General features: G+C 71.5%; 21 protein-coding genes and 1 riboswitch. Of the genes, 14 read left to right on the top strand and 7 right to left on the bottom strand.

Features of this window, described 5'->3' with window-relative positions:
- Positions 1-174 precede the first annotated feature (174 nt).
- The gene (locus ACWIHT_RS18755; RefSeq protein WP_456169208.1) at positions 175-609 is read left to right on the top strand and encodes a hypothetical protein; all 435 of its coding nucleotides are present in this window, start codon (positions 175-177) and stop codon (positions 607-609) included.
- 274 nt (positions 610-883) lie between these two features.
- Here ACWIHT_RS18755 and ACWIHT_RS18750 read toward each other — a convergent pair whose 3' ends face one another.
- Positions 884-1,075, bottom strand: a complete 192-nt coding sequence (locus ACWIHT_RS18750) for a DUF397 domain-containing protein (RefSeq protein WP_456169207.1) — start codon at positions 1,073-1,075, stop codon at positions 884-886.
- A 392-nt stretch (positions 1,076-1,467) separates the two neighbouring features.
- A riboswitch (cobalamin riboswitch) is annotated at positions 1,468-1,607 on the top strand.
- A 101-nt stretch (positions 1,608-1,708) separates the two neighbouring features.
- On the opposite strand from ACWIHT_RS18750, the gene ACWIHT_RS18745 reads away from it, so the two are divergent.
- Genes ACWIHT_RS18745 through cobI form a run of 7 tightly spaced genes read left to right on the top strand, consistent with a single transcriptional unit; the run spans position 1,709 to position 12,558 of the window.
- Positions 1,709-2,653, top strand: coding sequence for a cobalamin biosynthesis protein (locus tag ACWIHT_RS18745; RefSeq protein WP_456169206.1), 945 nt, complete (start codon positions 1,709-1,711; stop codon positions 2,651-2,653).
- Positions 2,650-4,200: a cobyric acid synthase gene (locus ACWIHT_RS18740; protein WP_456169205.1), complete on the top strand. Its 1,551-nt coding sequence runs from the start codon at positions 2,650-2,652 to the stop codon at positions 4,198-4,200. Before ACWIHT_RS18745 ends, ACWIHT_RS18740 begins: the two co-directional genes overlap by 4 nt.
- On the top strand, positions 4,197-7,850 hold the full coding sequence (cobN, locus tag ACWIHT_RS18735) for a cobaltochelatase subunit CobN (protein ID WP_456169204.1): 3,654 nt from the start codon (positions 4,197-4,199) through the stop codon (positions 7,848-7,850). Before ACWIHT_RS18740 ends, cobN begins: the two co-directional genes overlap by 4 nt.
- Entirely contained in the window at positions 7,847-9,856 is a 2,010-nt protein-coding gene (locus tag ACWIHT_RS18730; protein ID WP_456169203.1) for a putative cobaltochelatase, read from the top strand. The genes cobN and ACWIHT_RS18730 overlap by 4 nt, the downstream gene beginning before the upstream one ends.
- On the top strand, positions 9,856-10,455 hold the full coding sequence (gene cobO / locus ACWIHT_RS18725; RefSeq protein WP_456169202.1) for a cob(I)yrinic acid a,c-diamide adenosyltransferase: 600 nt from the start codon (positions 9,856-9,858) through the stop codon (positions 10,453-10,455). The genes ACWIHT_RS18730 and cobO overlap by 1 nt, the downstream gene beginning before the upstream one ends.
- A 4-nt stretch (positions 10,456-10,459) precedes the next feature.
- A complete protein-coding gene (locus ACWIHT_RS18720; RefSeq protein ID WP_456169201.1) occupies positions 10,460-11,827 on the top strand; it encodes a cobyrinate a,c-diamide synthase in 1,368 nt (455 codons plus the stop codon).
- On the top strand, positions 11,812-12,558 hold the full coding sequence (cobI, locus tag ACWIHT_RS18715; protein ID WP_456169200.1) for a precorrin-2 C(20)-methyltransferase: 747 nt from the start codon (positions 11,812-11,814) through the stop codon (positions 12,556-12,558). Before ACWIHT_RS18720 ends, cobI begins: the two co-directional genes overlap by 16 nt.
- Before the next feature lie 32 nt (positions 12,559-12,590).
- Here cobI and ACWIHT_RS18710 read toward each other — a convergent pair whose 3' ends face one another.
- On the bottom strand, positions 12,591-13,319 hold the full coding sequence (locus ACWIHT_RS18710) for a ZIP family metal transporter (protein ID WP_403982860.1): 729 nt from the start codon (positions 13,317-13,319) through the stop codon (positions 12,591-12,593).
- A gap of 110 nt (positions 13,320-13,429) precedes the next feature.
- Between ACWIHT_RS18710 and cobM the strand changes: the two genes are divergently transcribed.
- From cobM to cobC, 6 genes are read left to right on the top strand one after another with little or no spacing between them, the layout of a single operon-like run.
- A complete protein-coding gene (cobM, locus tag ACWIHT_RS18705) occupies positions 13,430-14,263 on the top strand; it encodes a precorrin-4 C(11)-methyltransferase (protein WP_456169199.1) in 834 nt (277 codons plus the stop codon).
- Complete coding sequence (cbiE, locus tag ACWIHT_RS18700) at positions 14,260-15,498, top strand: precorrin-6y C5,15-methyltransferase (decarboxylating) subunit CbiE (RefSeq protein ID WP_456169198.1); 1,239 nt, start codon at positions 14,260-14,262, stop codon at positions 15,496-15,498. The genes cobM and cbiE overlap by 4 nt, the downstream gene beginning before the upstream one ends.
- Positions 15,495-17,189, top strand: coding sequence for a precorrin-3B C(17)-methyltransferase (cobJ, locus tag ACWIHT_RS18695; protein WP_456169197.1), 1,695 nt, complete (start codon positions 15,495-15,497; stop codon positions 17,187-17,189). Before cbiE ends, cobJ begins: the two co-directional genes overlap by 4 nt.
- A gap of 5 nt (positions 17,190-17,194) precedes the next feature.
- On the top strand, positions 17,195-17,785 hold the full coding sequence (locus ACWIHT_RS18690) for a precorrin-8X methylmutase (RefSeq protein WP_456169285.1): 591 nt from the start codon (positions 17,195-17,197) through the stop codon (positions 17,783-17,785).
- Positions 17,782-18,720 (top strand): sirohydrochlorin chelatase, encoded by a 939-nt coding sequence (locus ACWIHT_RS18685; protein WP_456169196.1) that lies wholly within the window; start codon positions 17,782-17,784, stop codon positions 18,718-18,720. Before ACWIHT_RS18690 ends, ACWIHT_RS18685 begins: the two co-directional genes overlap by 4 nt.
- Entirely contained in the window at positions 18,710-19,795 is a 1,086-nt protein-coding gene (cobC, locus tag ACWIHT_RS18680) for an Rv2231c family pyridoxal phosphate-dependent protein CobC (protein ID WP_456169195.1), read from the top strand. The genes ACWIHT_RS18685 and cobC overlap by 11 nt, the downstream gene beginning before the upstream one ends.
- A gap of 29 nt (positions 19,796-19,824) precedes the next feature.
- Here cobC and ACWIHT_RS18675 read toward each other — a convergent pair whose 3' ends face one another.
- The 5 genes from ACWIHT_RS18675 to ACWIHT_RS18655 all read right to left on the bottom strand — a co-directional run bounded on the left by ACWIHT_RS18675 (position 19,825) and on the right by ACWIHT_RS18655 (position 24,475).
- Positions 19,825-20,724, bottom strand: a complete 900-nt coding sequence (locus tag ACWIHT_RS18675; RefSeq protein ID WP_456169194.1) for an SCO1860 family LAETG-anchored protein — start codon at positions 20,722-20,724, stop codon at positions 19,825-19,827.
- 131 nt (positions 20,725-20,855) lie between these two features.
- Positions 20,856-21,947, bottom strand: a complete 1,092-nt coding sequence (locus ACWIHT_RS18670) for an amidohydrolase family protein (RefSeq protein ID WP_456169193.1) — start codon at positions 21,945-21,947, stop codon at positions 20,856-20,858.
- 34 nt (positions 21,948-21,981) lie between these two features.
- Positions 21,982-22,788, bottom strand: coding sequence for an amino acid ABC transporter ATP-binding protein (locus ACWIHT_RS18665; protein WP_456169192.1), 807 nt, complete (start codon positions 22,786-22,788; stop codon positions 21,982-21,984).
- Positions 22,785-23,612 (bottom strand): amino acid ABC transporter permease, encoded by an 828-nt coding sequence (locus ACWIHT_RS18660; RefSeq protein WP_456169191.1) that lies wholly within the window; start codon positions 23,610-23,612, stop codon positions 22,785-22,787. Before ACWIHT_RS18660 ends, ACWIHT_RS18665 begins: the two co-directional genes overlap by 4 nt.
- Positions 23,609-24,475: a transporter substrate-binding domain-containing protein gene (locus tag ACWIHT_RS18655; RefSeq protein ID WP_456169190.1), complete on the bottom strand. Its 867-nt coding sequence runs from the start codon at positions 24,473-24,475 to the stop codon at positions 23,609-23,611. The genes ACWIHT_RS18660 and ACWIHT_RS18655 overlap by 4 nt, the downstream gene beginning before the upstream one ends.
- Positions 24,476-24,595: the final 120 nt, after the last annotated feature.

Raw genomic sequence — 24,595 nt, 5'->3', positions numbered from 1 at the left:
ATCGGGCGGTGTCAAGGAGGGCCTATGTGGGTCTTCGACAGGTTTCGCGAGGGGTTGCGGTGGCACGACGCCGCGAGAGCCCTTCCCGGGACCGAAGAGCCACCTTCCGGCGCAGCCGAAGACCCCGAGGGCACCGAGCCGCCCGCTGACGACGTCGCCCTGCGGTCGGCCGCGATGCGCGACACCGGATGGACCCACAACCTGGCCCGTATCGAGGAGACCCGGGTCCAGCAGGACATACAGAAGGAACGCGCGGCCACCGACCAGCGGATCAGGCAGCGCACAGCGGGCTGGCTGCTGGGGTCGGGCACCGCTCTGCTCTTCCTGATCGCCGGCGTCCCGGTCGCGAAGGCCGTTCAGGGCCAGGCCGTCACGACCCTGGGCGTCTGGACGCTGCTGCTGCTTCTGGTGCTCGGGGCGGGCGTCGTGGTGGGCATCTTCTTCCTCATCGGCCGTCTGCTCCGGGACGGTGCGCAGCACACGGCGGACGGCCGGGTCAGCGACGCCACTGCCTGGTCAGATCCGCCGCGACTTCCCGATCAGCGGGCGGCTCCCGCCGGCTCTCCCGCACCCGGGGTCGATACCCAAGAGTCCGGAGGCGGTCGGTGAGTGGTGCGCTGCCCCACCACAGGCCGGCCGCCGCCGCCAGCACCAGCGTGACGCTCGCCCAGACCACCGCTCTTGTGTCGCGTCCCGGCGCCAGGAGCGCGGCCAGGGCCCCGCCCGCCACCGCTACCGCTCCCGACGTCAGACACACCAGTACCACCACGGCCGTCTCACGCCTCTTCGGATCCCTGGTGGAACGCCGGACCCGTGGTGACGAGACGCCTCTGGTCCACCCACCGTGCATCTGCCCACCCCTCCCGTCACACGGGACGACCTGTCAGAGGTCGTCCCGGCCCCGCGACACCAGCCGCTCCAGGAAAGCCGCCCAGGCCGTACGACCGACGGTCAGCCCGAGCCCCTGGCGCCGCTTCGAGTCACGGACTCGTACGGTTTCCGCGTCAACCGCCCACTCCACGCACTCCCCCGAAATTGACGTGGAGTAGCTGCTCTTGCACCAGTGCAGGTGCACCTGTCCCGGCTCGTTCGACTGTGTACGCCACGTGGATGGATACCCATCGACCACACCGACCTCCCCTACCGAGTGTCAGCGCCTCGACGTCGACCGGTCTCCGCGCAGCAGCGTATCGCTCCGCTGAGGGGCCGCGAAGGTGGCTCGTGACCGTCGCTCGAAACAGGGGGCGCCCGATCGCATCAGCTCTCGCCCCCGTCACGAAGTCACCCCACGTCGTTCCTCGGCGCTCTCCAATTGTCCTGACCGCTCGCTCTGTTCGCCGGTCCGCTGTGCGGCTCTCCCCGGTCTCTTTCCCACTCCACCGAGTGGGGACGCGTCATGCCCCGCGACATCCCTCCCCTATGAGCCTCGGCACACTCCTCCGCCCCAGGTCAACAGCAAGTTGACGCCCCTTCCAACACCGTGGTGGACTGCCGGAGCCATGTACGGCGGCAGGAGAGGAAGCCGGTGCGAATCCGGCGCGGTCCCGCCACTGTCACCGGGGTAGACAACCCCGGGAGCCAGGAACTCTCACCGCCGGTCTCGTCGAACCAGGGCGTGGACACCCTGAGTGAGGACATATCGCCATGCTCGGCTGCCGTTCGAGGTCCCGTACCAGCACAGTGCCCGACTCAGCGATCGGCTGACCCGATGCGTGCCGATCGCGTCTTCGCGTACGGCGCCGCCGCCGGCCTTCTCGGTGACCACCTGCTCGGCGATCCCCGCCGCGGGCATCCGGTCGCCGCGTTCGGCCGTGCCGCCGGTGCCGTGGAACAGCTGCTGTGGCGCGACCACCGAGGCTGGGGCGCCCTGCACACCGCCGTGTGCGTGGGCGGCACCGTCTCCCTGGCCGCCGTAGCCACTTCGGCCCTACGACCCTCCCGTACGGCCTCTGCCGCCCTCACCGCCGCCGCCACCTGGGCGGTCGTCGGCGGGACCTCCCTCGCGCGCGAGGCCGGGGTCATCGGGCGGGCGCTGGAGGCCGGTGACATCGAGGCCGCGCGGGCGCGCCTCCCGCACCTCTGCGGACGCGACCCGCAGGCCCTCGACGCCGACGGGATCGCCCGGGCGGTCGTCGAGTCCGTCGCCGAGAACACCTCCGACGCGGTGGTGGGCGCCCTGGTGTGGGGCGGCATCGCCGGTGTCCCGGGTCTGCTCGGCTTCCGCGCGGTGAACACCCTGGACGCCATGGTCGGCCACAAGTCGGCCAAGTACCGCCGCTACGGCTGGGCTTCGGCCCGCCTCGACGACGTGGCCGGCTGGCCGGGCGCCCGCCTCACCGCCGTCCTCGCCACCGTCGCGGGCGACGACCCGCGCGGAGCGGTACGCGCCTGGCGCACCGACGCCCCCAAGCACCCGAGCCCCAACGCCGGTCCCGTGGAAGCCGCTTTCGCGGGCGCCCTCGGCGTGCGACTGGGCGGCACGCTCTCCTACGGCGGCCGGGTCGAGCACCGGCCCGTACTCAACGGCGCCGGACGCGCCGTAGCCGTACCGGACATCGACCGTGCCGTACGACTGTCCCGGCGCGTCGGCTGGCTCGCGCTCGGAGTCAGTGTCGCCGGGCGGCTGTTGCTGCCGAAGGGACGGAAGTCATGAGCGGCGGCGGGCTGTTGGTCGCGGGCACCACCTCGGACGCCGGGAAGAGTGTCGTGACCGCCGGGATCTGCCGGTGGCTGGTGCGGCAGGGCGTGAAGGTGGCGCCCTTCAAGGCCCAGAACATGTCCCTGAATTCGTTCGTGACGCGCGAGGGCGCCGAGATCGGCCGGGCGCAGGCCATGCAGGCGCAGGCCTGCCGCATCGAGCCGACCGCGCTGATGAACCCCGTTCTCCTCAAGCCCGGCGGCGACCGCACCAGCCAAGTCGTCCTGATGGGCAGGCCAGTTGGCGAGATGAGCGCGCGCGGGTTCTTCGGGGGGTCTGGGGGGTCGTCCCCCGGGGAAGGGCTGCACGGCGGGCGACAAGAGGCGCTGCTCGGCACGGTGTTGGACTGTCTCGCCGAGTTGCGGGGCACGTATGACGCGGTGATCTGCGAGGGCGCGGGTTCGCCCGCCGAGATCAATCTGCGGCGGACCGACATCGTGAACATGGGCATCGCGCGCAACGCGCAACTGCCCGTTCTCGTCGTCGGCGACATCGACCGCGGGGGTGTCTTCGCCTCCTTCTTCGGGACGGTGGCGCTGCTCAGCCCTGAGGATCAGGCCCTCGTCGCCGGGTTCCTCGTCAACAAGTTCCGGGGCGATGTGTCGCTCCTGGAACCGGGGTTGGACATGCTGCACGGCCTGACCGGGCGGCGGACGTACGGCGTGCTGCCGTTCCAGCACGGGCTGGGGATCGACGAGGAGGACGGGCTGCGCATCTCGTTGCGCGGCACCGTGCGCGAGTCGAACACCGCGCCGCCGGTCGGCGAGGACGTGCTGCGGGTCGCGGTCTGCGCGATTCCCCTCATGTCCAACTTCACCGACGTGGACGCGCTGGCCGCCGAACCGGGCGTCGTGGTGCGGTTCGTGGACCGGCCGGAGGAACTGGCCGACGCCGACCTCGTCGTGATCCCCGGGACCCGGGGGACGGTGCAGGCGCTGGAGTGGCTGCGGGAGCGGGGACTCGCGGCCGCCCTCGTCCGCAGAGCCTCGGAGGAACGGCCGATCCTCGGCGTCTGCGGCGGCTTCCAGATCCTCGGCGAGCACATCGACGACGAGATCGAGAGCCGACGGGGCTCGGTCGACGGACTCGGAGTACTCCCCCTGCGCGTGCGCTTCGCGCGCGAGAAGACCCTCACCCGGCCGGTGGGCGAAGCCCTAGGCGAGCCGGTCGAGGGGTACGAGATCCACCACGGGGTTGCCGAAGTCCTGGGCGGAGAAGCCTTCTTGGACGGCTGCCGGGTCGGCCAGACCTGGGGCACGCACTGGCACGGCTCGCTGGAGTCGGACGGGTTCCGGCGGGCGTTCCTGCGCGAGGTGGCCGCCGCCGCGGGGCGCCGGTTCGTACCGGCCGCCGACACCTCGTTCGCCGCGCTGCGCGAGGAGCAGCTCGACCGGCTCGGCGACCTCATCGAACAGCACGCGGACACGGACGCGCTGTGGCGGCTCATCGAGTCCGGCGCGCCACAAGGACTGCCTTTCATTCCACCGGGAGCGCCCGCATGAGCACAGTGTTGTTGTTGTCGACCGCCGACACGGATCTGCTGGCGGCCCGCGCCTCCGGCGCCGGGTACCGGATCGGCAACCCGTCCCGCGTGGACGCCACCGACGAGTTGCCCGCGCTCATCGCGGCCTCGGACATCGCCGTCGTACGACTGCTCGGTGGCAAGCGGGCCTGGGAGGACGGGCTCGCCGTGCTCAAGGCCTCGGGCATCCCGACCGTGCTGCTCGGCGGAGAGACCGTCCCCGACGCGGAGTTGATGGCCGAGTCGTCGGTACCGGCCGGTGTCGTCGCCGAGGCGCTCAGGTACCTCGTCGAGGGCGGGCCGGACAACCTGACCGAACTCGCCCGCTTCCTCTCCGACACCGTGCTGCTCACGGGCGAGGGCTTCGAGGCGCCACAGCAGATGCCCGAGTACGGCGTCCACGGCGAACCCGAACTCGACACGGTCCGCCCGACGGTCGCCGTGCTCTTCTACCGCGCCCACGAACTGAGCGGAAACACCGCCTTCGTGGACACCCTGTGCGAGGCGATCGAGGCGAAGGGCGCCAACGCCCTTGCCGTGTACTGCGGTTCACTGCGCGGCGCCGCATCAGGTGTGTACGAGCTCCTCGACGGAGCGGACGCCCTGATCACCACCGTCCTCGCGGCCGGCGGCACGCACGCCTCGGAGGCGTCCGCGGGCGGCGAGGAAGGGGCATGGGACGTCGAGGCGCTCAGCATCCTCAACATCCCTGTCCTGCAAGGGCTTTGCCTCACCACTTCACAGGCTGCGTGGGAGGCGTCCGACGCCGCGCTCTCCCCCATGGACGCGGCGATGCAGGTCGCGATCCCCGAGTTCGACGGGCGGCTGATCACGGTCCCGTTCTCCTTCAAGGAGCAGGGACCGGACGATGTCGCGGTCTACGTCGCCGACCCCGAGCGGGCCGCGCGGGTCGCCGGAATCGCCGTACGGCACGCGAAGTTGAAGCACAAGCCGAACGCCGAGAAGAAGCTCGCGCTCGTCTTCACCGCCTACCCGACCAAGCACTCGCGCGTCGGCAACGCGGTCGGCCTTGACACCCCCGCCTCGGCGATCCGGGTGCTGGACGCGCTGCGGGACGCCGGTTACGGGGTCGACGGACACCCGGACAACGGGGACGAGTTGATCCACCGGCTCATCAACGCCGGTGGCCACGACGTGGAGTGGCTGACGGAGGAGCAGTTGGCCGCCGCGCCCGCGCGGGTGCCGCTCGCCGACTACCAGGCGTGGTTCGACAAGCTCGAACCGTCCCTCAGGCAGGGCATGTTGGACGCGTGGGGCGAGCCGCCGGGCAATCTCTACGTCGACGGCGACGACATCGTGCTGGCGTCCCTCCAGTTCGGGAACGTCGTCGTGATGATCCAGCCGCCGCGCGGCTTCGGCGAGAACCCGATCGCGATCTACCACGACCCCGACATGCCCCCGTCGCACCACTACATGGCCGCGTACCGCTGGCTGGACAACAGCTTCGGCGCGGACGCGATCGTCCACATGGGCAAGCACGGCACCATGGAATGGCTGCCCGGCAAGGGACTTGGGCTGAGCGGCGGCTGCGCGCCGGACGCCGTCCTCGGCGAACTCCCCCTGATCTACCCGTTCATCGTGAACGACCCGGGCGAGGGCACCCAGGCCAAGCGGCGCGGCCACGCCACGGTCGTCGACCACCTGGTGCCGCCGATGGCGCGTGCCGACACGTACGGCGACCTGGCGAAGCTGGAGCAACTCCTCGACGAGTACGCCCTGGTGTCCGACCTGGACCCGACGAAGGCACCGGCCGTGCGCGCGCAGATCTGGACGCTGGTGAAGGCGGCCGAGCTGCATCACGACCTGCATGTGGACGACCAGCCGGACGACGCGGCGTTCGACGAGTTCGTGATGCACATCGACGGCTATCTGTGCGAGATCAAGGACGTGCAGATCCGCGACGGTCTGCACATCCTCGGCGGCGGGCCGGTCGGCGAGGCACGCGTGAACCTCGTACTGGCCGTGCTGCGCGCCTCGCAGGTGTGGGGCGGACAGGCCAACGCGCTGCCCGGGCTGCGGGCCTCGCTGGCCGAGCATTTCGGGCTGGTCGAGAAGGAGTTGCTGGCCGAGCCGGGCGCGCCGGTGAAGGTCCCGGTGGAGCTGAGCGAGTTGGTCGAGGGACCGGCGCGTTCGGCGGCCGACGCGATCGACCTGCTGGAGCAGCTGTGCCGCCGGTTCGCGGAGGGCATGGAGTCCCAGGAGTGGGAGGTCACGGCCGTCCCGGCACTGGTCCGTGCCGTCATCGGAACCGAACTCCCGGCCGCCGTCGCGGTGTTGGAGTTCGCCTGCGACGAGGTGGTCCCCCGCCTCGCCCGCACCACCGACGAGATCGACCACATCCTCAAGGCGCTGGACGGCGGTTACGTCCCGGCGGGGCCCTCGGGCTCCCCGACCCGCGGTCTGGTCAACGTCCTGCCGACCGGCCGGAACTTCTACTCCGTCGACCCCAAGGCCATTCCGTCCAGGCTGAGTTGGGAGGTCGGGCAGTCCCTCGCGGACTCGCTCGTGCAGCGCTACCTCCAGGACAACGGCGAGTTCCCCAAGTCCGTCGGCCTCACGGTGTGGGGCACGTCCGCGATGCGCACCCAGGGCGACGACATCGCCGAGATCCTCGCGCTGCTGGGCTGCCGTCCGGTCTGGGACGACGCCTCGCGCCGGGTGACCGGCTTCGAGGTGGTCCCCGTAACGGAGTTGGGCCGCCCGCGCATCGACGTCACGGTGCGCATCTCCGGCTTCTTCCGGGACGCGTTCCCGCACGTCGTCGCACTGATCGACGACGCGGTACGGGCCGTGGCCGACCTGCCGGAACCGCCCGAGTCCAACTACGTCCGCGCACACGCCGACGAGGACACCGCCGAGCACGGCGACCGCCGTCGCGCCACGGCCCGTATCTTCGGCTCCAAGCCGGGCGCGTACGGCGCCGGTCTGCTGCCGCTGATCGACGCCCGCAACTGGCGCAGCGACGCGGACCTCGCCGAGGTGTACGCGGTGTGGGGCGGATACGCCTACGGTCGCGGCCTCGACGGGCGAGCGGCGCGCGGGGACATGGAGACGGCGTTCAAGCGAATTGCCGTGGCCGCCAAGAACGTTGACACCCGTGAGCACGATCTCGTCGACGCCGACGACTACTTCCAGTACCACGGCGGCATGGTCGCGATGGTCCGCCACCTGACGGGCACGAGCCCCGAGGCGTACGTCGGCGACTCCGCCACCCCGGACCAGGTGAAGACGCGCACTCTGGGCGAGGAGACGCACCGCGTCTTCCGCGCCCGGGTGGTCAACCCCCGCTGGATGGCGGCGATGCGGCGGCACGGCTATAAGGGCGCCTTCGAGATGGCGGCGACCGTCGACTACCTCTTCGGCTACGACGCGACGGCCGGGGTCGTGGACGACTGGATGTACGAGAAGCTCAGCGCCGAGTACGTCTTCGACCCGGAAAACCGCGACTTCATGAAGAAGTCCAACCCCTGGGCGCTGCGCGGCATCACGGAACGGCTCCTCGAAGCCGCCGAGCGCGGTCTGTGGGCCGAGCCGGACGCGGACACGCTGGAGCGACTGCGGGCCACCTATCTGGAGCTCGAAGGCGACCTGGAGGGCGACGACCAGTGACAACTCCCTTTCCGTTCACGGCCGTTGTCGGCCAGGACGATCTGCGGCTCGCGCTGCTGCTGAACGCCGTGTCGCCGGCGGTCGGCGGTGTGCTGGTGCGCGGCGAGAAGGGCACCGCCAAGTCGACGGCCGTACGCGCGCTTTCGGCGCTGCTGCCGGAGGTCGCCGTCGTGGCCGGGTGCCGTTTCTCCTGCGACCCCGCCGCCCCCGACCCGGCCTGCCCGGACGGCCCGCACGAGACCGGACCCGGCACCCAACGCCCGGCCCGCATGGTCGAGTTGCCGGTCGGCGCCTCCGAGGACCGGCTCGTCGGCGCGCTCGACATCGAGCGGGCACTCGCCGAGGGCGTCAAGGCCTTCGAGCCGGGTCTGCTGGCCGACGCGCACCGGGGGATCCTGTACGTCGACGAGGTCAATCTCCTTCACGACCACCTCGTGGACCTCCTGCTGGACGCCGCCGCGATGGGCGCGTCCTACGTCGAACGCGAGGGCGTCTCCGTCCGGCACGCCGCCCGCTTCCTCCTCGTCGGCACGATGAACCCCGAAGAGGGCGAACTGCGGCCCCAGTTGCTCGACCGGTTCGGGCTGACCGTCGAGGTGGCCGCCTCGCGGGAACCCGACCAGCGGGTCGAGGTCGTACGGCGCAGGCTCGCCTACGACGACGATCCGGCCGGTTTCACCGAGCGCTGGGCGGACGAGGAGTCCTCCGTACGGGCCCAAATCATCGCCGCGCGTGCCCTGTTGCCGTCCGTGCGGCTGGGCGACGGGGCGCTGCGACAGATCGCGGCGACCTGTGCCGCCTTCGAGGTCGACGGTATGCGCGCCGACATCGTGATGGCGCGTACGGCGACCGCGCTGGCCGCCTGGGCCGGACGGACCGACGTGCTCGCCGAGGACGTGCGGCAGGCCGCGCTGCTCGCGCTGCCGCACCGCAGGCGGCGAAATCCCTTCGACGCGCCGGGACTTGACGAGAACAAGCTCGACGACACGTTGGAGGAGTTCGCCGAGCAGGAGCCCGAGGACGACGGCCCCGGGCCGGACGGTCCCGATGACTCCGGTGGGGGTGGCGGGCAGCCGCCGGCCTCAGACTCCGACGGCCCGCAGGGCGGCGACACCGGCGCACAGCCGGAAGCCGGCGAGGGCGGGGAACCGCAGCCTTCCGGCGCGGGCTCCGGTGAGCAGCAGCCCGTACGCGCCTCCGAACCCTTCCGCACCAAGGCGTTGAGCGTGCCGGGGATCGGTGAGGGTGCCGCCGGGCGGCGTTCGCGGGCGCGGACCGAGCACGGGCGGACCACCGGGTCCCGGCGGCCTCAAGGGGCGCTCACCAAGCTGCACTTGGCGGCGACCGTACAGGCGGCGGCGCCGCATCAGCTGGCGCGCGGTCGGGCCGGGCGCGGGCTGGTCGTGCGCCGGGACGATCTGCGGCAGGCGACGCGGGAAGGGCGTGAGGGCAACCTCGTGCTGTTCGTCGTGGACGCCTCCGGGTCGATGGCGGCCCGGCAGCGGATGAGCGCGGTGAAGGGGGCTGTGCTGTCGCTGCTGCTGGACGCGTATCAACGGCGGGACAAGGTAGGGCTGGTGACCTTCCGGGGGTCGGCCGCGGATGTGGCCCTCCCTCCCACCTCCTCCGTGGACGCCGCCGCCGTACGGCTGGAGTCGTTGCCGACCGGTGGGCGGACACCGCTCGCGGCCGGGCTGCTCAAGGCGCGTGACGTGCTGCGGGTGGAGCGGCTGCGGGATCCGGCCCGGCGGGCGCTGGTGGTCGTGGTGACCGACGGGCGGGCCACCGGTGGTCCCGAGCCGGTCGCGCTGGCCGGGCGGGCGGCGCGGTTGTTCGCGGCGGACGGGGTCGCCTCCGTGGTCGTGGACTGCGAGTCGGGGCCCGTACGGCTGGGCCTGGCAAGGCAGTTGGCCGGTGAGCTGGACGGCACGGCGGTGACGCTCGACGAGTTGCGGGCCGACTCCATCGCCGGGCTGGTCAAGGACGTACAGAGGAGGGCCGCGTAATGCCGCAGGGGCAGCCAAGTGTCGTACCGGACGACGGTTTGACGACTCGTCAGCGGCGGAATCGGCCGCTGGTGATCGTGCACACCGGCATCGGCAAGGGCAAGTCCACCGCCGCGTTCGGGCTGGCGTTGCGCGCCTGGAACCAGGGGTGGCCGATCGGGGTGTTCCAGTTCGTCAAGTCGGCGAAGTGGAAGGTCGGGGAGGAGAACGCCCTCCGGGTGCTGGGCGCTTCCGGCGAGGGCGGGTCCGTCGACTGGCACAAGATGGGCGAGGGCTGGTCGTGGGTCCAGCGCGACTCCCAGATGGACAACGAGGAGAAGGCCCGCGAGGGCTGGGAGCAGGTCAAGCGGGACCTCGCCGCCGAGACGTACCAGCTGTACGTGCTGGACGAGTTCGCGTACCCGATGCACTGGGGCTGGGTCGACACCGATGAGGTCGTGTCCGTGCTGCGGGACCGGCCCGGGACCCAGCATGTCGTGATCACCGGTCGGAACGCGCCCGAGAAGCTGGTCGACTTCGCCGATCTCGTGACCGACATGTCGAAGGTCAAGCACCCGATGGACACGGGGCAGAAGGGGCAGAGGGGCATCGAGTGGTGAATCCGTGACGACTTCCTCGACCTCCGCGTCCTCCGTCCCTCGGCTGGTCATTGCCGCGCCCTCGTCGGGCAGCGGCAAGACCACCGTCGCCACGGGGCTGATGGCCGCGTTCGCCGCACGGGGGCTCGCCGTGTCCCCGCACAAGGTCGGGCCGGACTACATCGACCCCGGGTACCACGCGCTCGCCACCGGGCGCGTGGGGCGGAACCTCGACGCGTACCTGTGCGGACCGGAGTTGATCGGTCCGCTGTTCGCGCACGGGGCGCGCGGGTGTGAACTCGCCGTCGTCGAGGGCGTGATGGGGATGTACGACGGGGCCGCGGGCGAAGGGGAGTTGGCGTCGACGGCCCAGGTGGCGAAGCTGCTGCGGGCGCCGGTCGTGCTGGTCGTCGACGCGTCCGCGCAGTCCCGGTCCGTCGCCGCGCTGGTGCACGGGTTCGCGTCCTGGGATCCGGAGGTGCGGGTCGGGGGCGTGATCCTCAACAAGGTCGCGTCGGACCGCCACGAGGCGCTGCTGCGCGAGGCGTTGGACTCGGCCGGGGTGCCGGTGCTCGGTGTGCTGCGCCGGGCACCGCAAGTGGACACGCCGTCCCGGCACTTGGGGCTGGTACCGGTGGCGGAACGGCAATCGGCCGCCGTTGAAGCCGTCGCCGCGATGGCGGCGCAGGTACGCGAAGGATGCGACCTGGAGGCCCTGTTCGCCCTGGCACGCAGCGCGGGCGCGTTGACGGGCGAAGCGTGGGAAGCCCCGGTCGCCGGCACGACAGAGCGTGAAGTCGTCGCGGTCGCCGGAGGCCCCGCCTTCACCTTCTCCTACGCCGAGCACACCGAACTGCTCACCGCGGCCGGTGCCGAAGTCGTCGTATTCGATCCTCTCCGCGATGAACAACTCCCGGACGGGACACGCGGGTTGGTCATCGGAGGCGGGTTCCCCGAGGTGTACGCCGCGGAGTTGTCCGCCAACGAGCCGTTGAGGAAGGCCGTCTCAGCGCTCGCCGAGAGTGGCGCTCCCGTGGCCGCCGAATGCGCCGGACTGCTGTATCTGTGCCGGGAGTTGGACGGTCGGCCGATGTGCGGGGTGCTGGATGCCACCGCGCGGATGAGCGAACGGCTGACCCTGGGGTATCGGGACGCCGTCGCGCTGAGCGACAGTGTGCTGGCCGTGGCCGGGACGCGGATGCGCGGGCACGAGTTCCACCGGACCGTCGTCGAGCCCGGCTCGGGGGCGGCTCCCGCCTGGGGGGTGCGCGCCCCTGACCGGCGGGTCGAAGGTTTCGTACAACAGGGTGTGCACGCGAGTTATCTGCACACGCACTGGGCGGCCGAGCCCGGTGTGGCCCGTCGGTTCGTGGAGAGGTGCCGGACGTCATGAGCAGCAGCAGGTTGATCGGAGTCGGGGTGGGTCCCGGCGATCCGGAGCTGGTGACCGTCAAGGGCGTCAACGCTCTGCGCGCCGCCGATGTCGTCGTCGTACCTGTGATGGATACGGGTGAGCGGGGGCGCGCCGAGGCCACCGTGCTGCACTACGTACCCCAGGAGAAGGTCCTCCGGGTCGTGTTCGCGCTCAACGAGCGGACCGACCGGGCCCGGCGCGAGGCCGCCTGGGATGCCGCCGGGGCGAAGGTCGCCGAGCTGCTCGCCGCGCACGACGTCGTCGCGTTCGCGACCATCGGGGACCCGAACGTCTACTCCACCTTCACGTATCTCGCCCTGACCATCGGGGAGTTGGTGCCGGGGACGGTCGTCGAGACCGTGCCCGGGATCACCGCGATGCAGGATCTCGCCGCGCGTTCCGGGGCCGTACTCACCGAAGGGACCGAACCCCTCACCCTCGTGCCGGTGACGGCCGGGTCCGCCGTGCTCAAGGACGCGCTGGCGGGGCCGGGGACGGTCGTGGCGTACAAGTTCGGGCGGCAGGCGGCGGAGGTCGCCGAGGCGCTGCGGGAGACCGGGCGGATCGAGGACGCGGTGTGGGGGTCGGCGCTCGGGCTGCCCGAGGAGTCGATCCGGCCGGCCGCCGAACTGGACGGGGAGCCGTTGCCGTACCTGTCGACGCTGATCGCACCCGCGCGGCGCGAGGGCGGGCGGGGCGGGAAGTTGTGACCGGTCGTAGAGGACGTGGACATGGACGTGGCTCAGGCCGCGAGGCCTACCACCAGCCAGATGAACGCCGCTCCGGCGACCGTGCACAGCAGGGTCGCGGGGGCGGGGTGTTCGTGGTGGGCCTCGGGGAGGATCTCGGCGGCGGCGAGATAGAGGAGCACGCCGCCGAAGAAGCCGAGATAGCCGCCGAGCAGCCCCTGGGGGATGGTGAGGAACGCCGTCGAGGCGGCGCCTGCCACCGGGGCCGCCGCGTCCGCGAACAGCATCGCGATGGCCTTGCGGCGGGCGTTGCCGTACAGGCTCGTGATCGTGTACGTGTTGAAGCCGTCCGCGAAGTCATGGGCGATGACCGCGAGCGCGACCGCCGTGCCCATACCGCCGCCCACCTGGAACGCGGCGCCGATCGCGACCCCGTCCATGAAGCTGTGGCCGACCATCGCGGCGGCGGCCGTGAGGCCCACCTCGGGCGCGCGGCCGTTGTGCTCCTCGGCGCCGTGGGAGGCCTGGCGGGCGGCGAGCAGCCGTTCGACCAGATGGGCCACGAGGAAGCCGGCCACGAAGAGCAGCAGCGCGGCCGGTACGCCGAAGACCTCGCGGCCCGCCGCGCGCAGCGCCTCCGGCAGCAGATCGAGGCCCACGACACCCAGCATCAGGCCGCCGGCCAGGCCCAGGACGAGATGGCGACGGTCGGTCACCCGCTGTGCCGTCCAGCCGCCGGCCAGCGTCATCAGGAACGCGCCGAGCGCGACGAAGACCGCCATAGTCCCCTTGCTATCCGATCAACCCCTGTTCGCGCACATCCTGGGCCACTCCACCCCCACGTGCACTGACGTTCCCGTTCTATTTATTCCGTTTGAGAGGATCCGACCCCATGGCCGCTGCCGATACCGCCGCCGCCCCCACCGGCAAGGTGACCTTCGTCGGTGCCGGTCCCGGCGCCGCCGATCTGCTGACGTTCCGTGCCGCGCGCGCCATCGCCGAGGCCGACGTCGTGATCTGGGCGGCCAGCCTGGTGCAGGCGGAGGTCCTCGACCACGCGCGCGAGGGCGCCGAGATCCTGGACTCGGCGACGATGTCCCTGGAGGACGTCGTCGCCGTGTACGAGCGGGCGGTGACGGAAGGGCTGCGTGTCGCGCGCATCCACTCCGGCGACCCGGCCCTCTGGGGCGGCACGCAGGAGCAGCTCGACCGGTGTGCCGCGATCGGCATCGAGACCGAGATCGTGCCCGGTGTCTCCGCGTTCTCCGCCGTGGCCGCCCTCGCGCAGCGCGAGCTGACGATCCCCGAGGTCGCGCAGTCCGTCGTCCTCACCCGGCTCGGCGGCGGCAAGACACCGATGCCGCCCGGCGAGGAGGTGCGGGAGTTCGCGCGCCACGGCACGACCATGGCGATCTTCCTGTCGGCCGCCCGCAGCGGGCAGTTGGTGCGGGAGCTGCTGGAAGGTGGCTATCCGACGGACACCCCGGTCGTCGTCGCCTACCAGGCGACCTGGCCGGAGGAACTGATCGTCAAGTGCACGATCGCCACGCTGGAGGAGACGGTCAAGGAGCACAAGCTCTGGAAGCACACCCTCTTCCTGGTCGGCCCGGCCCTCGACGCCCACGGCACCCGCTCGCACCTCTACCACCCGGGCCACTTCCACGGCTACCGCAAGGCCGACCCGGAGGCCCGCAGGGAGCTGCGCTCGCGGGGTGCGAGCACATGATCACGGTCGTCGGTACGGGGACGGGCGCACGGGTTCCGGACGAGGTCCTGTCCGGCGCCCGCCTCGTCGTCGGCGGCCGGCGCCATCTGGCCTCCGCCACCGTCCCGGAGGACGCCGAACAGATCGTCCTCGGCCCGCTCGCGCCCGCCCTCGACACCATCGAGGCGTACATCGGGAAGGGCGAGCCGGTCGTGGTGCTGGCCTCGGGGGATCCCGGGTTCTTCGGGATCGTCCGGGCGCTGGCGGAACGCTTCGGCGCCGCTGCCCTCGACGTCCGCCCCGGTGTCTCCTCCGTCGCCACCGCCTTCGCCCGAACCGGCCTGACCTGGGACGACGCCGTCGTGGTCAGCGCGCACGGCCGCGATCTCCGTACGGCGGTCAACGCGTGCCGCGCGCATCCCAAGGTGGCCGTGCTGACCGGGCCGGGGGCCGGACCCGCCGAACTCGGCGCCGCCCTCACCCACCGCACCACCGGCCGCGTCCTCGTCGTCGCGTCCGCGCTCGGCTCCGGGGAGGAGCGGGTGGAACGGGTCACGCCCGCCGAGGCCGCCGTCCGCGACTGGGGTACGACGGTGAGTGTGGTCCTGTGTCTGGACGAGACCCGCGTTCTCAGTGCCGTGCGTACGGTCGCCGGTACCGCCGTAGGTCCCGCCCAATGGGCCCTGGACGAGCGGGAGTTCGAGCACCGGGACTCGATGATCACCAAGTTCGAGGTTCGGGCGCTGGCGCTGGCCCGGCTCGGGCCGCGGCTCGGTGAACTGGTCTGGGACATCGGCGCGGGCTCCGGCTCCGTGGCCGTCGAGTGCGCGCGGCTCGGCGCCGCCGTCACCGCCGTCGAGAAGACCCGGGACGGTGTCGAGCGGATCCGTGCCAACGCCGAGGCGCACGGCGTCGACGTGCACACCGTGCACGGGGCCGCGCCGACCGTGCTGTCCGATCTCGACGACCCCGACGCCGTGTTCATCGGCGGCGGCGGGCGCGAACTGCCCGCCATCGTCACCGCGTGCGCGCGCCGGGCCCGGCGGACCGTGGTCGTCGCGATGGCCGCGCTGGACCGGGTACCGGCGGTGCGCGAGGCACTCGGCGGTGCCGGGTTCGCGGTCGACGGCGTGTTGTTGCAGTCGTCCCGGCTCGCGCCGCTGCCGGGTGATGTGACCCGGCTGGCGGCGACCAATCCCGTTTTTCTGCTGTGGGGCGTCCGGCCTCCGGCATCTGTCGAAGGAGTTGCTCAGTGATCGGCCTCATCTCCGCCACCGCGGCGGGAGCGACGGCGCGCGACCGGCTGGCCGCCGCGTGGCCGGACCGTACGCGCGTGTACGAGGGTCCCGTCGGGGACGCCGTCCGGGCCGCGTTCGCGGAGTGCGAGCAGCTCGTCTGTTTCCTCGCAACGGGGGCCGTAGTACGGCTGATCGCCCCGCTGTTGGACGACAAGCGGACCGACCCCGGGGTCGTGTGCGTCGACGAGGGCGGCCGGTACGCCGTGTCGCTCGTCGGCGGGCACGGTGGCGGGGCCAATGAACTCGCGGTGGAGGTGGGCGAGTTGCTGGCCGCGCAGCCCGTCGTCACCACGGCCACGGACGCGGTCGGTGTGCCCGGCCTGGACACGCTCGGGTTCCCCGTGGAGGGGGATGTCGCGGGCGTCTCGCGGGCACTGCTCGACGGCGAACCGGTCGCCCTGGAAGCCGAGTTGGCGTGGCCGCTGCCGCCGCTGAAGGTGTCCGCCAACGGCTCCTACGTCATCAGGGTCACCGATCGCGCCCTCGTCACGCCCGCCGAGCGGGAGGTCGTACTCCGGCCGCCGTCGCTCGTCGTCGGGGTCGGCGCGTCCAAGGGTGCTCCGGTGGACGAGGTGGTGGCGCTCATCGAGGGCGCGGTGCGTGATGCGGGGCTTTCGTTGAAGTCCCTCGCCGAACTCGCCACCGTGGACGCCAAGTCGGACGAGCCCGGCATCGTCGAGGCGGCGCGGCGACTCGGTGTTCCTCTGGTGACCTACTCCGCCGAGGAGTTGGCGGCCGTGGAGGTGCCCAACCCCTCCGAGGCACCCCTCGCGGCCGTCGGCACACCGTCGGTGGCGGAGGCCGCGGCTCTCGCGCTGGGCGGCGAACTCCTCGTCCCCAAGCGGAAGTCGGTACGCGCCGACGGGCGGCCCGCGATGGCGACCTGTGCGGTCGTACGGCGGCTCGCGCGCGGTCGGCTCGCGGTGGTCGGGCTCGGGCCCGGCGCCCGGGACCTGCTCACGCCGCGCGCCAAGGCCGAACTCCGGCGCGCCGCCGTGCTGGTGGGGCTCGACCAGTACGTCGACCAGATCCGCGATCTGCTGCGGCCCGGGACGCTGGTCCTGGAGTCGGGGCTCGGCGCCGAGGAGGAGCGGGCCCGTACGGCCGTGGCCGAGGCGCGGAAGGGGCAGGCGGTCGCGCTGATCGGCAGCGGGGACGCCGGTGTGTACGCGATGGCCTCGCCCGCGCTCGCGGAGGCGTCGGACGACATCGACGTGGTCGGAGTCCCGGGCGTGACCGCCGCGTTGGCCGCCGCCGCGATCCTCGGGGCGCCGCTCGGCCACGACCATGTGTCGATCAGCCTCTCCGATCTGCACACTCCGTGGGAGATCATCGAGCGCCGGGTGCGGGCCGCGGCCGAGGCGGACATCGTGGTGACGTTCTACAACCCCCGCAGCCGGGGCCGTGATTGGCAGCTCCCGAAGGCCCTCGCGATCCTCGCCGAGCACCGGGAACCGGGCACGCCGGTCGGTGTCGTACGGAACGCCTCGCGGCCGGACGGATCCAGCCGACTGACGACACTGGCGGCGCTGGATCCGGCGACGGTCGACATGATGACTGTGGTGACCGTGGGCAACACGGCCACCCGGGACATCGCCGGACGCATGGTGACACCGCGCGGGTACCGCTGGCAGGAGGTGGCCGAATGATCCCCGTGGACCGGGTGGTTCATCCGATCGAGGTGGAGTCCTACCGGCGGATGCGCGCCCGCCTGGACACCTCGCACCTTCCGCCCCTGACCCGCACGGTCGTGGAGCGGGTCGTCCACTCCGCCGCCGATCTCGCGTACGCGTCCGATCTCGTCCTGGACGAGGGCGAGTTGGCGAAGGCGCACGGCGCGCTGCACGCGGGGGCGCCGGTGGTGGTGGACGTGGCAATGGTCGCGGCCGGTATCACCCGGCTCAAGACCGTGTGCCGACTCGCGGACGCCAAGTCCGGTCCCGGGCTCACGCGTTCGGCGCACGCGATCCGGCTCGCCTACGAGGAGGTCGGGCCCGGCGCCCTGTGGGTGATCGGCAACGCGCCGACCGCCCTTGAGGAGTTGCTAACCCTGGACGCCTCCCCCGCACTCGTCATCGGGCTGCCCGTCGGCTTCGTCGGCGCCGTCGAGTCCAAGGCCGCGTTGCGCGAGAGCGGGCTGCCCGCCGTGAGCAACGTGTCCGAGAAGGGCGGTTCGGCGGTCGCCGCGGCTGCCCTCAACGCCCTGCTCTACCACCCCGTTTCACATCTCAAGGAGAAATCGTGACCACCCCGCCGCCCGCCCTGCTCATCGCCGGACACGGCACCCGGGACGAGGCCGGAGCCGAGGCGTTCCGGTCCTTCGTACGGGAGTTGGGCCGCCGTCACCCCGAACTGCCCGTCGCGGGCGGGTTCATCGAGCTGTCGCCGCCGCCGCTGGGCGACGCGGTGACCGAGCTGGTGGAGCGCGGGGTGCGCCGGTTCGCCGCCGTACCGCTGATGCTGGTGTCCGCCGGGCACGCCAAGGGGGACATCCCGGCGGCGCTGGCCCGGGAGAAGGAGCGGCACGCGGGGATCTCCTACACGTACGGCCGTCCGCTGGGCCCGCACCCGTCGCTGCTGAAGGTGCTGGAGCGGCGGCTCGACGAGGCGCTCGGCGAGTCGGCGCGGACGCCCGAGGACCGGGCCGATGTGACCGTGCTGCTCGTGGGGCGCGGGTCGACGGACCCGGACGCCAACGCCGAGGTGCACAAGGCGGCGCGGCTGCTGTGGGAGGGGCGCGGCTACGCGGGCGTGGAACCGGCGTTCGTGTCGCTGGCGGCGCCGGACGTGCCGAGCGGTCTCGACCGGTGTGTGAAGCTGGGCGCGCGGCGGATAGTCGTGCTGCCGTACTTCCTGTTCACGGGCATCCTGCCGGAGCGGGTACGGCAGCAGACGGAGGGCTGGGCGGCGGCGCACCCGGAGACCGAGGTACGGTCGGCCGAAGTCATCGGTCCGGAGCCGGAGTTGCTCGACCTGGTGATGGAACGGTACCGGGAGGCGGTCAAGGGTGATCTGCGGATGAACTGCGACTCGTGTGTGTACCGCATCGCGCTGCCCGGTTTCGAGGACAAGGTGGGGCAGCCGCAGCAGCCGCACTTCCACCCCGACGACGACGGTCACGACCACGACGGTCACCATCACGGGCATCACCATCACGGTGGGCACGCCCATGCACACTGACAGAGCCCACGATCCCGCCCGCGACACCCATGATCTCCGTCATCACGGCGACGCCGAAGTCCGGGACGACGGCGCCCAGTTGACCGACTTCGCGGTGAACGTCCGCACGGACACGCCCCCCGCGTGGCTGCGCGAGCGCATAGCCGCCTCACTGACCGGTCTCGCCGCCTACCCCGACGGGCGGGCGGCGCGGGCGGCGGTCGCGGCGCGGCACGGGCTGCCGGTGGACCGGGTGCTGCTGACGGCGGGCGCGGCCGAGGCGTTCGTGCTGCTCGCCCGCGCGCTGAAGGTCCGTCAGCCGGTGGTCGTGCACCCGCAGTTCACGGAGCCGGAGGCGGCGCTGCGGGACGCGGGGCACGCGGTGGAGCGGGTGCTGCTGCGGGAGGCGGACGGTTTCCGGCTGACCCCGGGGGCCGTTCCCGAGGGCGCTGACCTGGTGCTGATCGGCAACCCGACGAACCCCACGTCCGTCCTCCACCCCGCGGCTTCGATCGCCCGACTCGCCCGCCCGGGGCGGACGTTGGTGGTGGACGAGGCGTTCATGGACGCGGTGCCGGGTGAGCGCGAGGCGCTCGCGGGCCGGACCGACATCCCCGGCCTGGTGGTGTTGCGCAGCCTCACCAAGACATGGGGTCTGGCGGGACTGCGGATCGGCTACGTCCTGGCCGCCCCCGAGACGATCGCCGAACTCGAACGGGCCCAGCCCCTGTGGCCGGTGTCCACGCCCGCGCTCGCCGCGGCGGAGGCGTGCATGGAGTCACCGGCCCTCGCGGAGGCCGCCCACGCGGCCCACCGCGTCGCCGCCGACCGGGCCCATCTCGTCGCCGGGCTCACCGAGTTCGCCCCCGACGGCCTCCAGGTCATGGAACCGGCCGAGGGCTCCTTCGTCCTCGTCCGTGTCCCCAACGCGGTTGCCGTACGCCGACATCTGCGCGACCTGGGCTTCGCGGTCCGCCGCGGGGACACGTTTCCGGGGCTGGGCGAGGAGTGGCTCCGCCTGGCGGTACGGGACCGGACGACGGTCAACAGGTTCTTGCAGGCGCTGGACCAGGCGGTGACGTTGTCGGGGAAGTGACAGGTGGGTGGGTGGGAAAGGTAGTTGGCTCAGCCACGACGGCGGCGCGCCATGGCCACCGTCCCCCCGCCGAGCGCCAGCAACAGCACCGCTCCACCCGCGACATACGGCGTCATGGAGCTGCCCCCCGTCTCGGCCAGCCCAGCCTCCACCGGAGCGCCCTGCGGCCTCACGTCGGGGGCCGGGTCGGCGGACGGCGTCGAGGCGACCTCGGGTGCCTCACACGTCGCCCCCGCCAGCGTCAACGTCCCCTCCACATCGGCCACGTTCAGCTTCAACGGGTTGACGGACACCTTGAGTTCAAGCGCGGTGGCCGCGGCTGTACGGGACGTGGTCGAGGTCTTGGACAGGTCGAGCCGCACCGACCCGACCCCCGGCACCTGAACCTCCGTAGGACCACTGGCGGTCACCGTGACCCGCTTGCCGAGCACTGTCACGGAACCCGGCAGATGCGACGTGGCGACCGGCGCCTTCCCCGCCTCGCACGTCGCCTTGGACGTGACCGCGTCGACCTCGATGAGCGAGAGCAACGGCAACCCGGGGACGTGGAGCCGGACATGGGCGAGGTTGGTGTACCCCTCGGCCTTCGTCGCGGACACCGTCGCCTTCGCCGTGGCGACGTCCGCGCCGAGCACACTGAACGGCTGTCCGCTGTTCACCCCGTCCAACTGGGCGGTGAGCGCGGTCTTTTCGGCGCTCTGCGGCGCCTGGACCTCGTTGAGGGAGACCGTGAGCGGGACGTCCACGGTCTTGTTGAGCAGGGACACGTCGAGCCCGGTACGCAGGACGACGGCGCTCGCGCGCCCCTCGTCGGTGGTCGCGTGGGCGGACCCCGCGCCGGCCAGCGTCGCGGGACCGGCGGCGAGGACGGTGGCCGTGGCCACGGTGGCCCAACGGCGTGCGGGCATGCGGAAGTTGGTGCCGTTCAAGGTGTGGGACCCCCAGAAGAGACATGCTTGGGACCCGGTAAGAATTACCCACGAAGGGTGAACCGTCAGCGATCCCGCGTCACTTCACCCCATCGTGGGTTTTCCGTGAACGCATTCGAATCGACTGGCGACTATTCGACCACCAGCCCGTTCAGCACCACTCGTCGTGGCGACGCCAGGACGCGGACATCGGCGCGCGGGTCCGCCTCGTACACGACGAAGTCCGCCGCCGCGCCCTCCTCAAGCCCGGGCCGCCCGAGCCACCCGCGCGCGCCCCACGCGGTCGCCGAGAGCGCCGCTACGGCCGGGATCCCGGCGGTGACGAGTTCGGCGACCTCGGCGGCGACCAGGCCGTGGGCCAGCGACCCCCCGGCGTCCGTGCCGACGTACACCGGGACGCCCGCGTCGTAGGCGGCGCGCACGGTGTCGTAGCGCCGCTCGTACAGTCGTCGCAGATGGGCGGACCAGCGTGGGTACTTGGCGTCGCCGCCCTCGGCGAGCTTCGGGAAGGTGGCGATGTTCACGAGGGTGGGGACGATCGCCACGCCCCGCGCGGCGAACAGCGGGATGACGTCCTCGGTGAGGCCGGTCGCGTGCTCGACGCAGTCGATGCCCGCCTCGACCAGGTCGCGCAACGCGTCCTCCGCGAAGCAGTGCGCGGTGACGCGCGCGCCGAGCCGGTGGGCCTCGGTGATCGCCGCCTCGACCGCCTCGCGCGGCCAGCAGGCGGACAGGTCGCCGAGGTCGCGGTCGATCCAGTCGCCGACCAACTTGACCCAGCCGTCGCCGCGTTGGGCCTCCTGGCCGACGTAGGCGACGAGTTCGTCCGGTTCGATCTCGTGGGCGAAGTCGCGGATGTAGCGGCGGGTGCGGGCGATGTGCCGGCCGGCGCGGATGATCTTCGGGAGGTCCTCACGGTCGTCGATCCAGCGGGTGTCGGACGGCGAGCCGGCGTCACGCAGCAGCAGCGTGCCGGCGTCACGGTCGGTGCGGGCCTGCGTCTCGGCGGTGGCCGCGTCTACGGGCCCGTGGGGGCCCAGTCCCACATGGCAGTGGGCGTCGACCAGGCCGGGGAGGGTCCAGCCGTCGACGGTCCGGATGTCACTGGCGCCGACGGGACGGTCGTAGGAGATGCGGCCGTCGATGACCCAGAGTTCGTCGCGGATGTCCTCGGGGCCCACCAGGACCCGGCCCTTTACGTGCAGGACGGCTTGATCGCTCATGCCACGCACGATAGTTCGTCGGGTGCGGGTCCTCTCAAGGTGCGCTGTCCTCGTCGTGTACTTCGGCCATCGCGGGATCCAGCAGGCGTGACAAGAAGTGGCGGGTGCGCTCGTGTGCGGGGTTGGCGATGACCCGGTCCGGCGTGCCGTCCTCGACGATCACCCCGCCGTCCATGAACACCACCCGGTCGGCCACCTCGCGCGCGAACGTCATCTCGTGAGTCACCACCATCATGGTCATGCCCTCGTTCGCGAGCATCCGCATCACCGCCAGTACGTCGCCCACCAGTTCCGGGTCGAGCGCCGAGGTCGGTTCGTCGAAGAGCATGACCTCGGGGTCCATCGCCAACGCCCGTGCGATCGCGACGCGTTGCTGCTGTCCGCCGGAGAGGGACGCGGGGTAGGCCGTGGCCTTCTCGGACAGGCCCACGCGTCGCAGGTTCTCCGCCGCGACCCTCTCCGCCGCCGCCTTGTCCCGGCGCAGGACCCGGCGCTGGGGCAGGGTGAGGTTCTCGGTGACGGTCAGGTGCGGGAAGAGGTTGAACTGCTGGAAGACCATGCCGATACGACGGCGTACGGCGTCGATGTCCACGTCCGGGTCGGTGACTTCGGTCCCGCCGACGAACACCCGCCCCTTCGTGGGTTCTTCGAGCAGGTTCACGCAGCGCAGCAGCGTCGACTTGCCGGAGCCGGACGGGCCGATGACGCACACCACCTCGCCCTGCCCGATCTCCAGGTCGATGCCCCGCAGTACCTCGTTCGTGCCGAACGACTTGTGCAGGCCGCGCACTTCGATCTCGGGGTCCCCGGGATTCCCTGGATTCCCTGACAGGGCGGTCATCGCACGGCCTCCCCGGTCTTCGTCTCCATGCGGCGCACCACGAAGCTCAGCGGGATCGTGACGAGGAGATAGCACAGGCCCGCGACCAGGATGGGCGTGGAGTTGGCGGTCGTACTCGCCAAGTCCCGTCCATATTTGGACAGTTCGCGCTCCTCCAGGGTGACGCCGAGGAACAGGACCAGGGAGGAGTCCTTGAAGAGGAGGACGAGTTCGTTGGTCAGGGGCGGCAGGATGATCCGGAACGCCTGCGGGACGACGATCGACACCATGGCCCGCGCCTGCGAGAAGCCGAGCGAACGGGCCGCCTCCAACTGCCCCTTGGGCACCGCCTGGATGCCGGCCCGGATCGTCTCCGCCATGTACGCGGCCGACACCAGGCCGAGCGCGAGGGCGACCTTGCCGTAGGTACCGCCGATGATCTCCGTGCCCGGGAAGGCCAGCGGCACGGCGACGCCGACGAAGATGAAGATCAGCAGGGCGGGCAGTCCCCGGAAGATCTCGATGTAGATCCCGGCGAGCCAGCGGTACGGTCCGACGGACGACAGCCGCATCAGCGCTACGACCATTCCCAGCACGAGCCCGAAGACGAAGCCGGAGAGGGTGTAGAGCACGGTGTTCTTCAACGCCAGCGTGATGACGTCGGGGAACATCTGCTTGGCGATGCTCCACTGCGCGAACTGGTTCTTCAGGCGCCCCCAGTCGGCCGTGACCGCGAAGGCGATCACCACGCCCAGGAACACGACGTACTGAACTCCCCTGGACAGCCTGCGCCGTTGACGACGCGTCAGGCCCTTTGCCGTCGGCTGGAGTTGCAGGTCGGTCATGAGGCCGAGGGTGAGGGCGAGGCGGCCGAGGCGTCGTACGGACCGATCCACTTCTCGTACAGCTTCTTGTACGTCCCGTCGGCCTTCGCGTCCTTGATCGCCTTGTTGATGGCGGCGAGGAGTTTCGTGTTGCCCTTCTTGACCGTGAAGCCGTACTGCTCACCGGTGTTGAGGTTGTCGACGACCTCGAAGGCGTCGGCGTTGGCCTTGGTCTTGAGCCAGCCCTGTACGACCGGGTAGTCGATGATGACCGCCTGGACCTGGCCGGTGCGCAGGCCGTTGAGGACGGCGTCGGAGGACTCGAAGGAGACGGGGTCGAAGCCCTTGCTCTTCGCGTAGTCCTCGCCGGTGGTCTGCGCCTGCGCGCCGAGCTTCTTGCCCTTGGTCCTGACGTCGGCGAGGGAGGTGATATCGCTCTTCTTGTCGACGAGGACGGCCTGGGTTGCGTCGAAGTAGGGGTCGGAGAAGTCGACGTTCTTCATGCGTTCGGCGGTGATGGTCATGCCGGCGGCGGCCAGGTCGCACTCGTCGGCGTTGAGGAAGGCGCCGGTCTTGAAGTTCTCGAACGGGGTGTCGAGGATCTCCTGCTTCACCCCGAGGTTCTTGGCTACGAGGTCGATGAGAGAGACGTCGAAGCCCTGCACCTTGCCGTCGATCTCGGACTGGAAGGGCGGGTAGGGCAGGTGGGTGCAGGTGGTGAGCTGACGGGCCTTGACGAGTTCGACGCCACCGGCGGCGGTCTTCGAACCGCTGCCGCCGCTGTCGCTCGACGTGCACCCGGCCACGAGGACGAGTGCGGCCGTCGCGGCCGTCGCGGTGGTGGCGGCCAGGGTGCGGGCCCGGCGGCCGAGGAGCGTGTTCACGGAGGCCTCCTGTGACGGAACTGTGGCTTCCGATTATTCGGAGGGGCGGGGCGCCCCGCTCGCGGTGAGGCGCCGCCCAGGGGGCCGTACGGGCTAAGAAGTCGCCGGTCAGAGGGGCCC

Source organism: Streptomyces sp. NPDC002276 (assembly GCF_053891435.1).
This window is presented reverse-complemented; position numbering and strand designations above follow the sequence as displayed.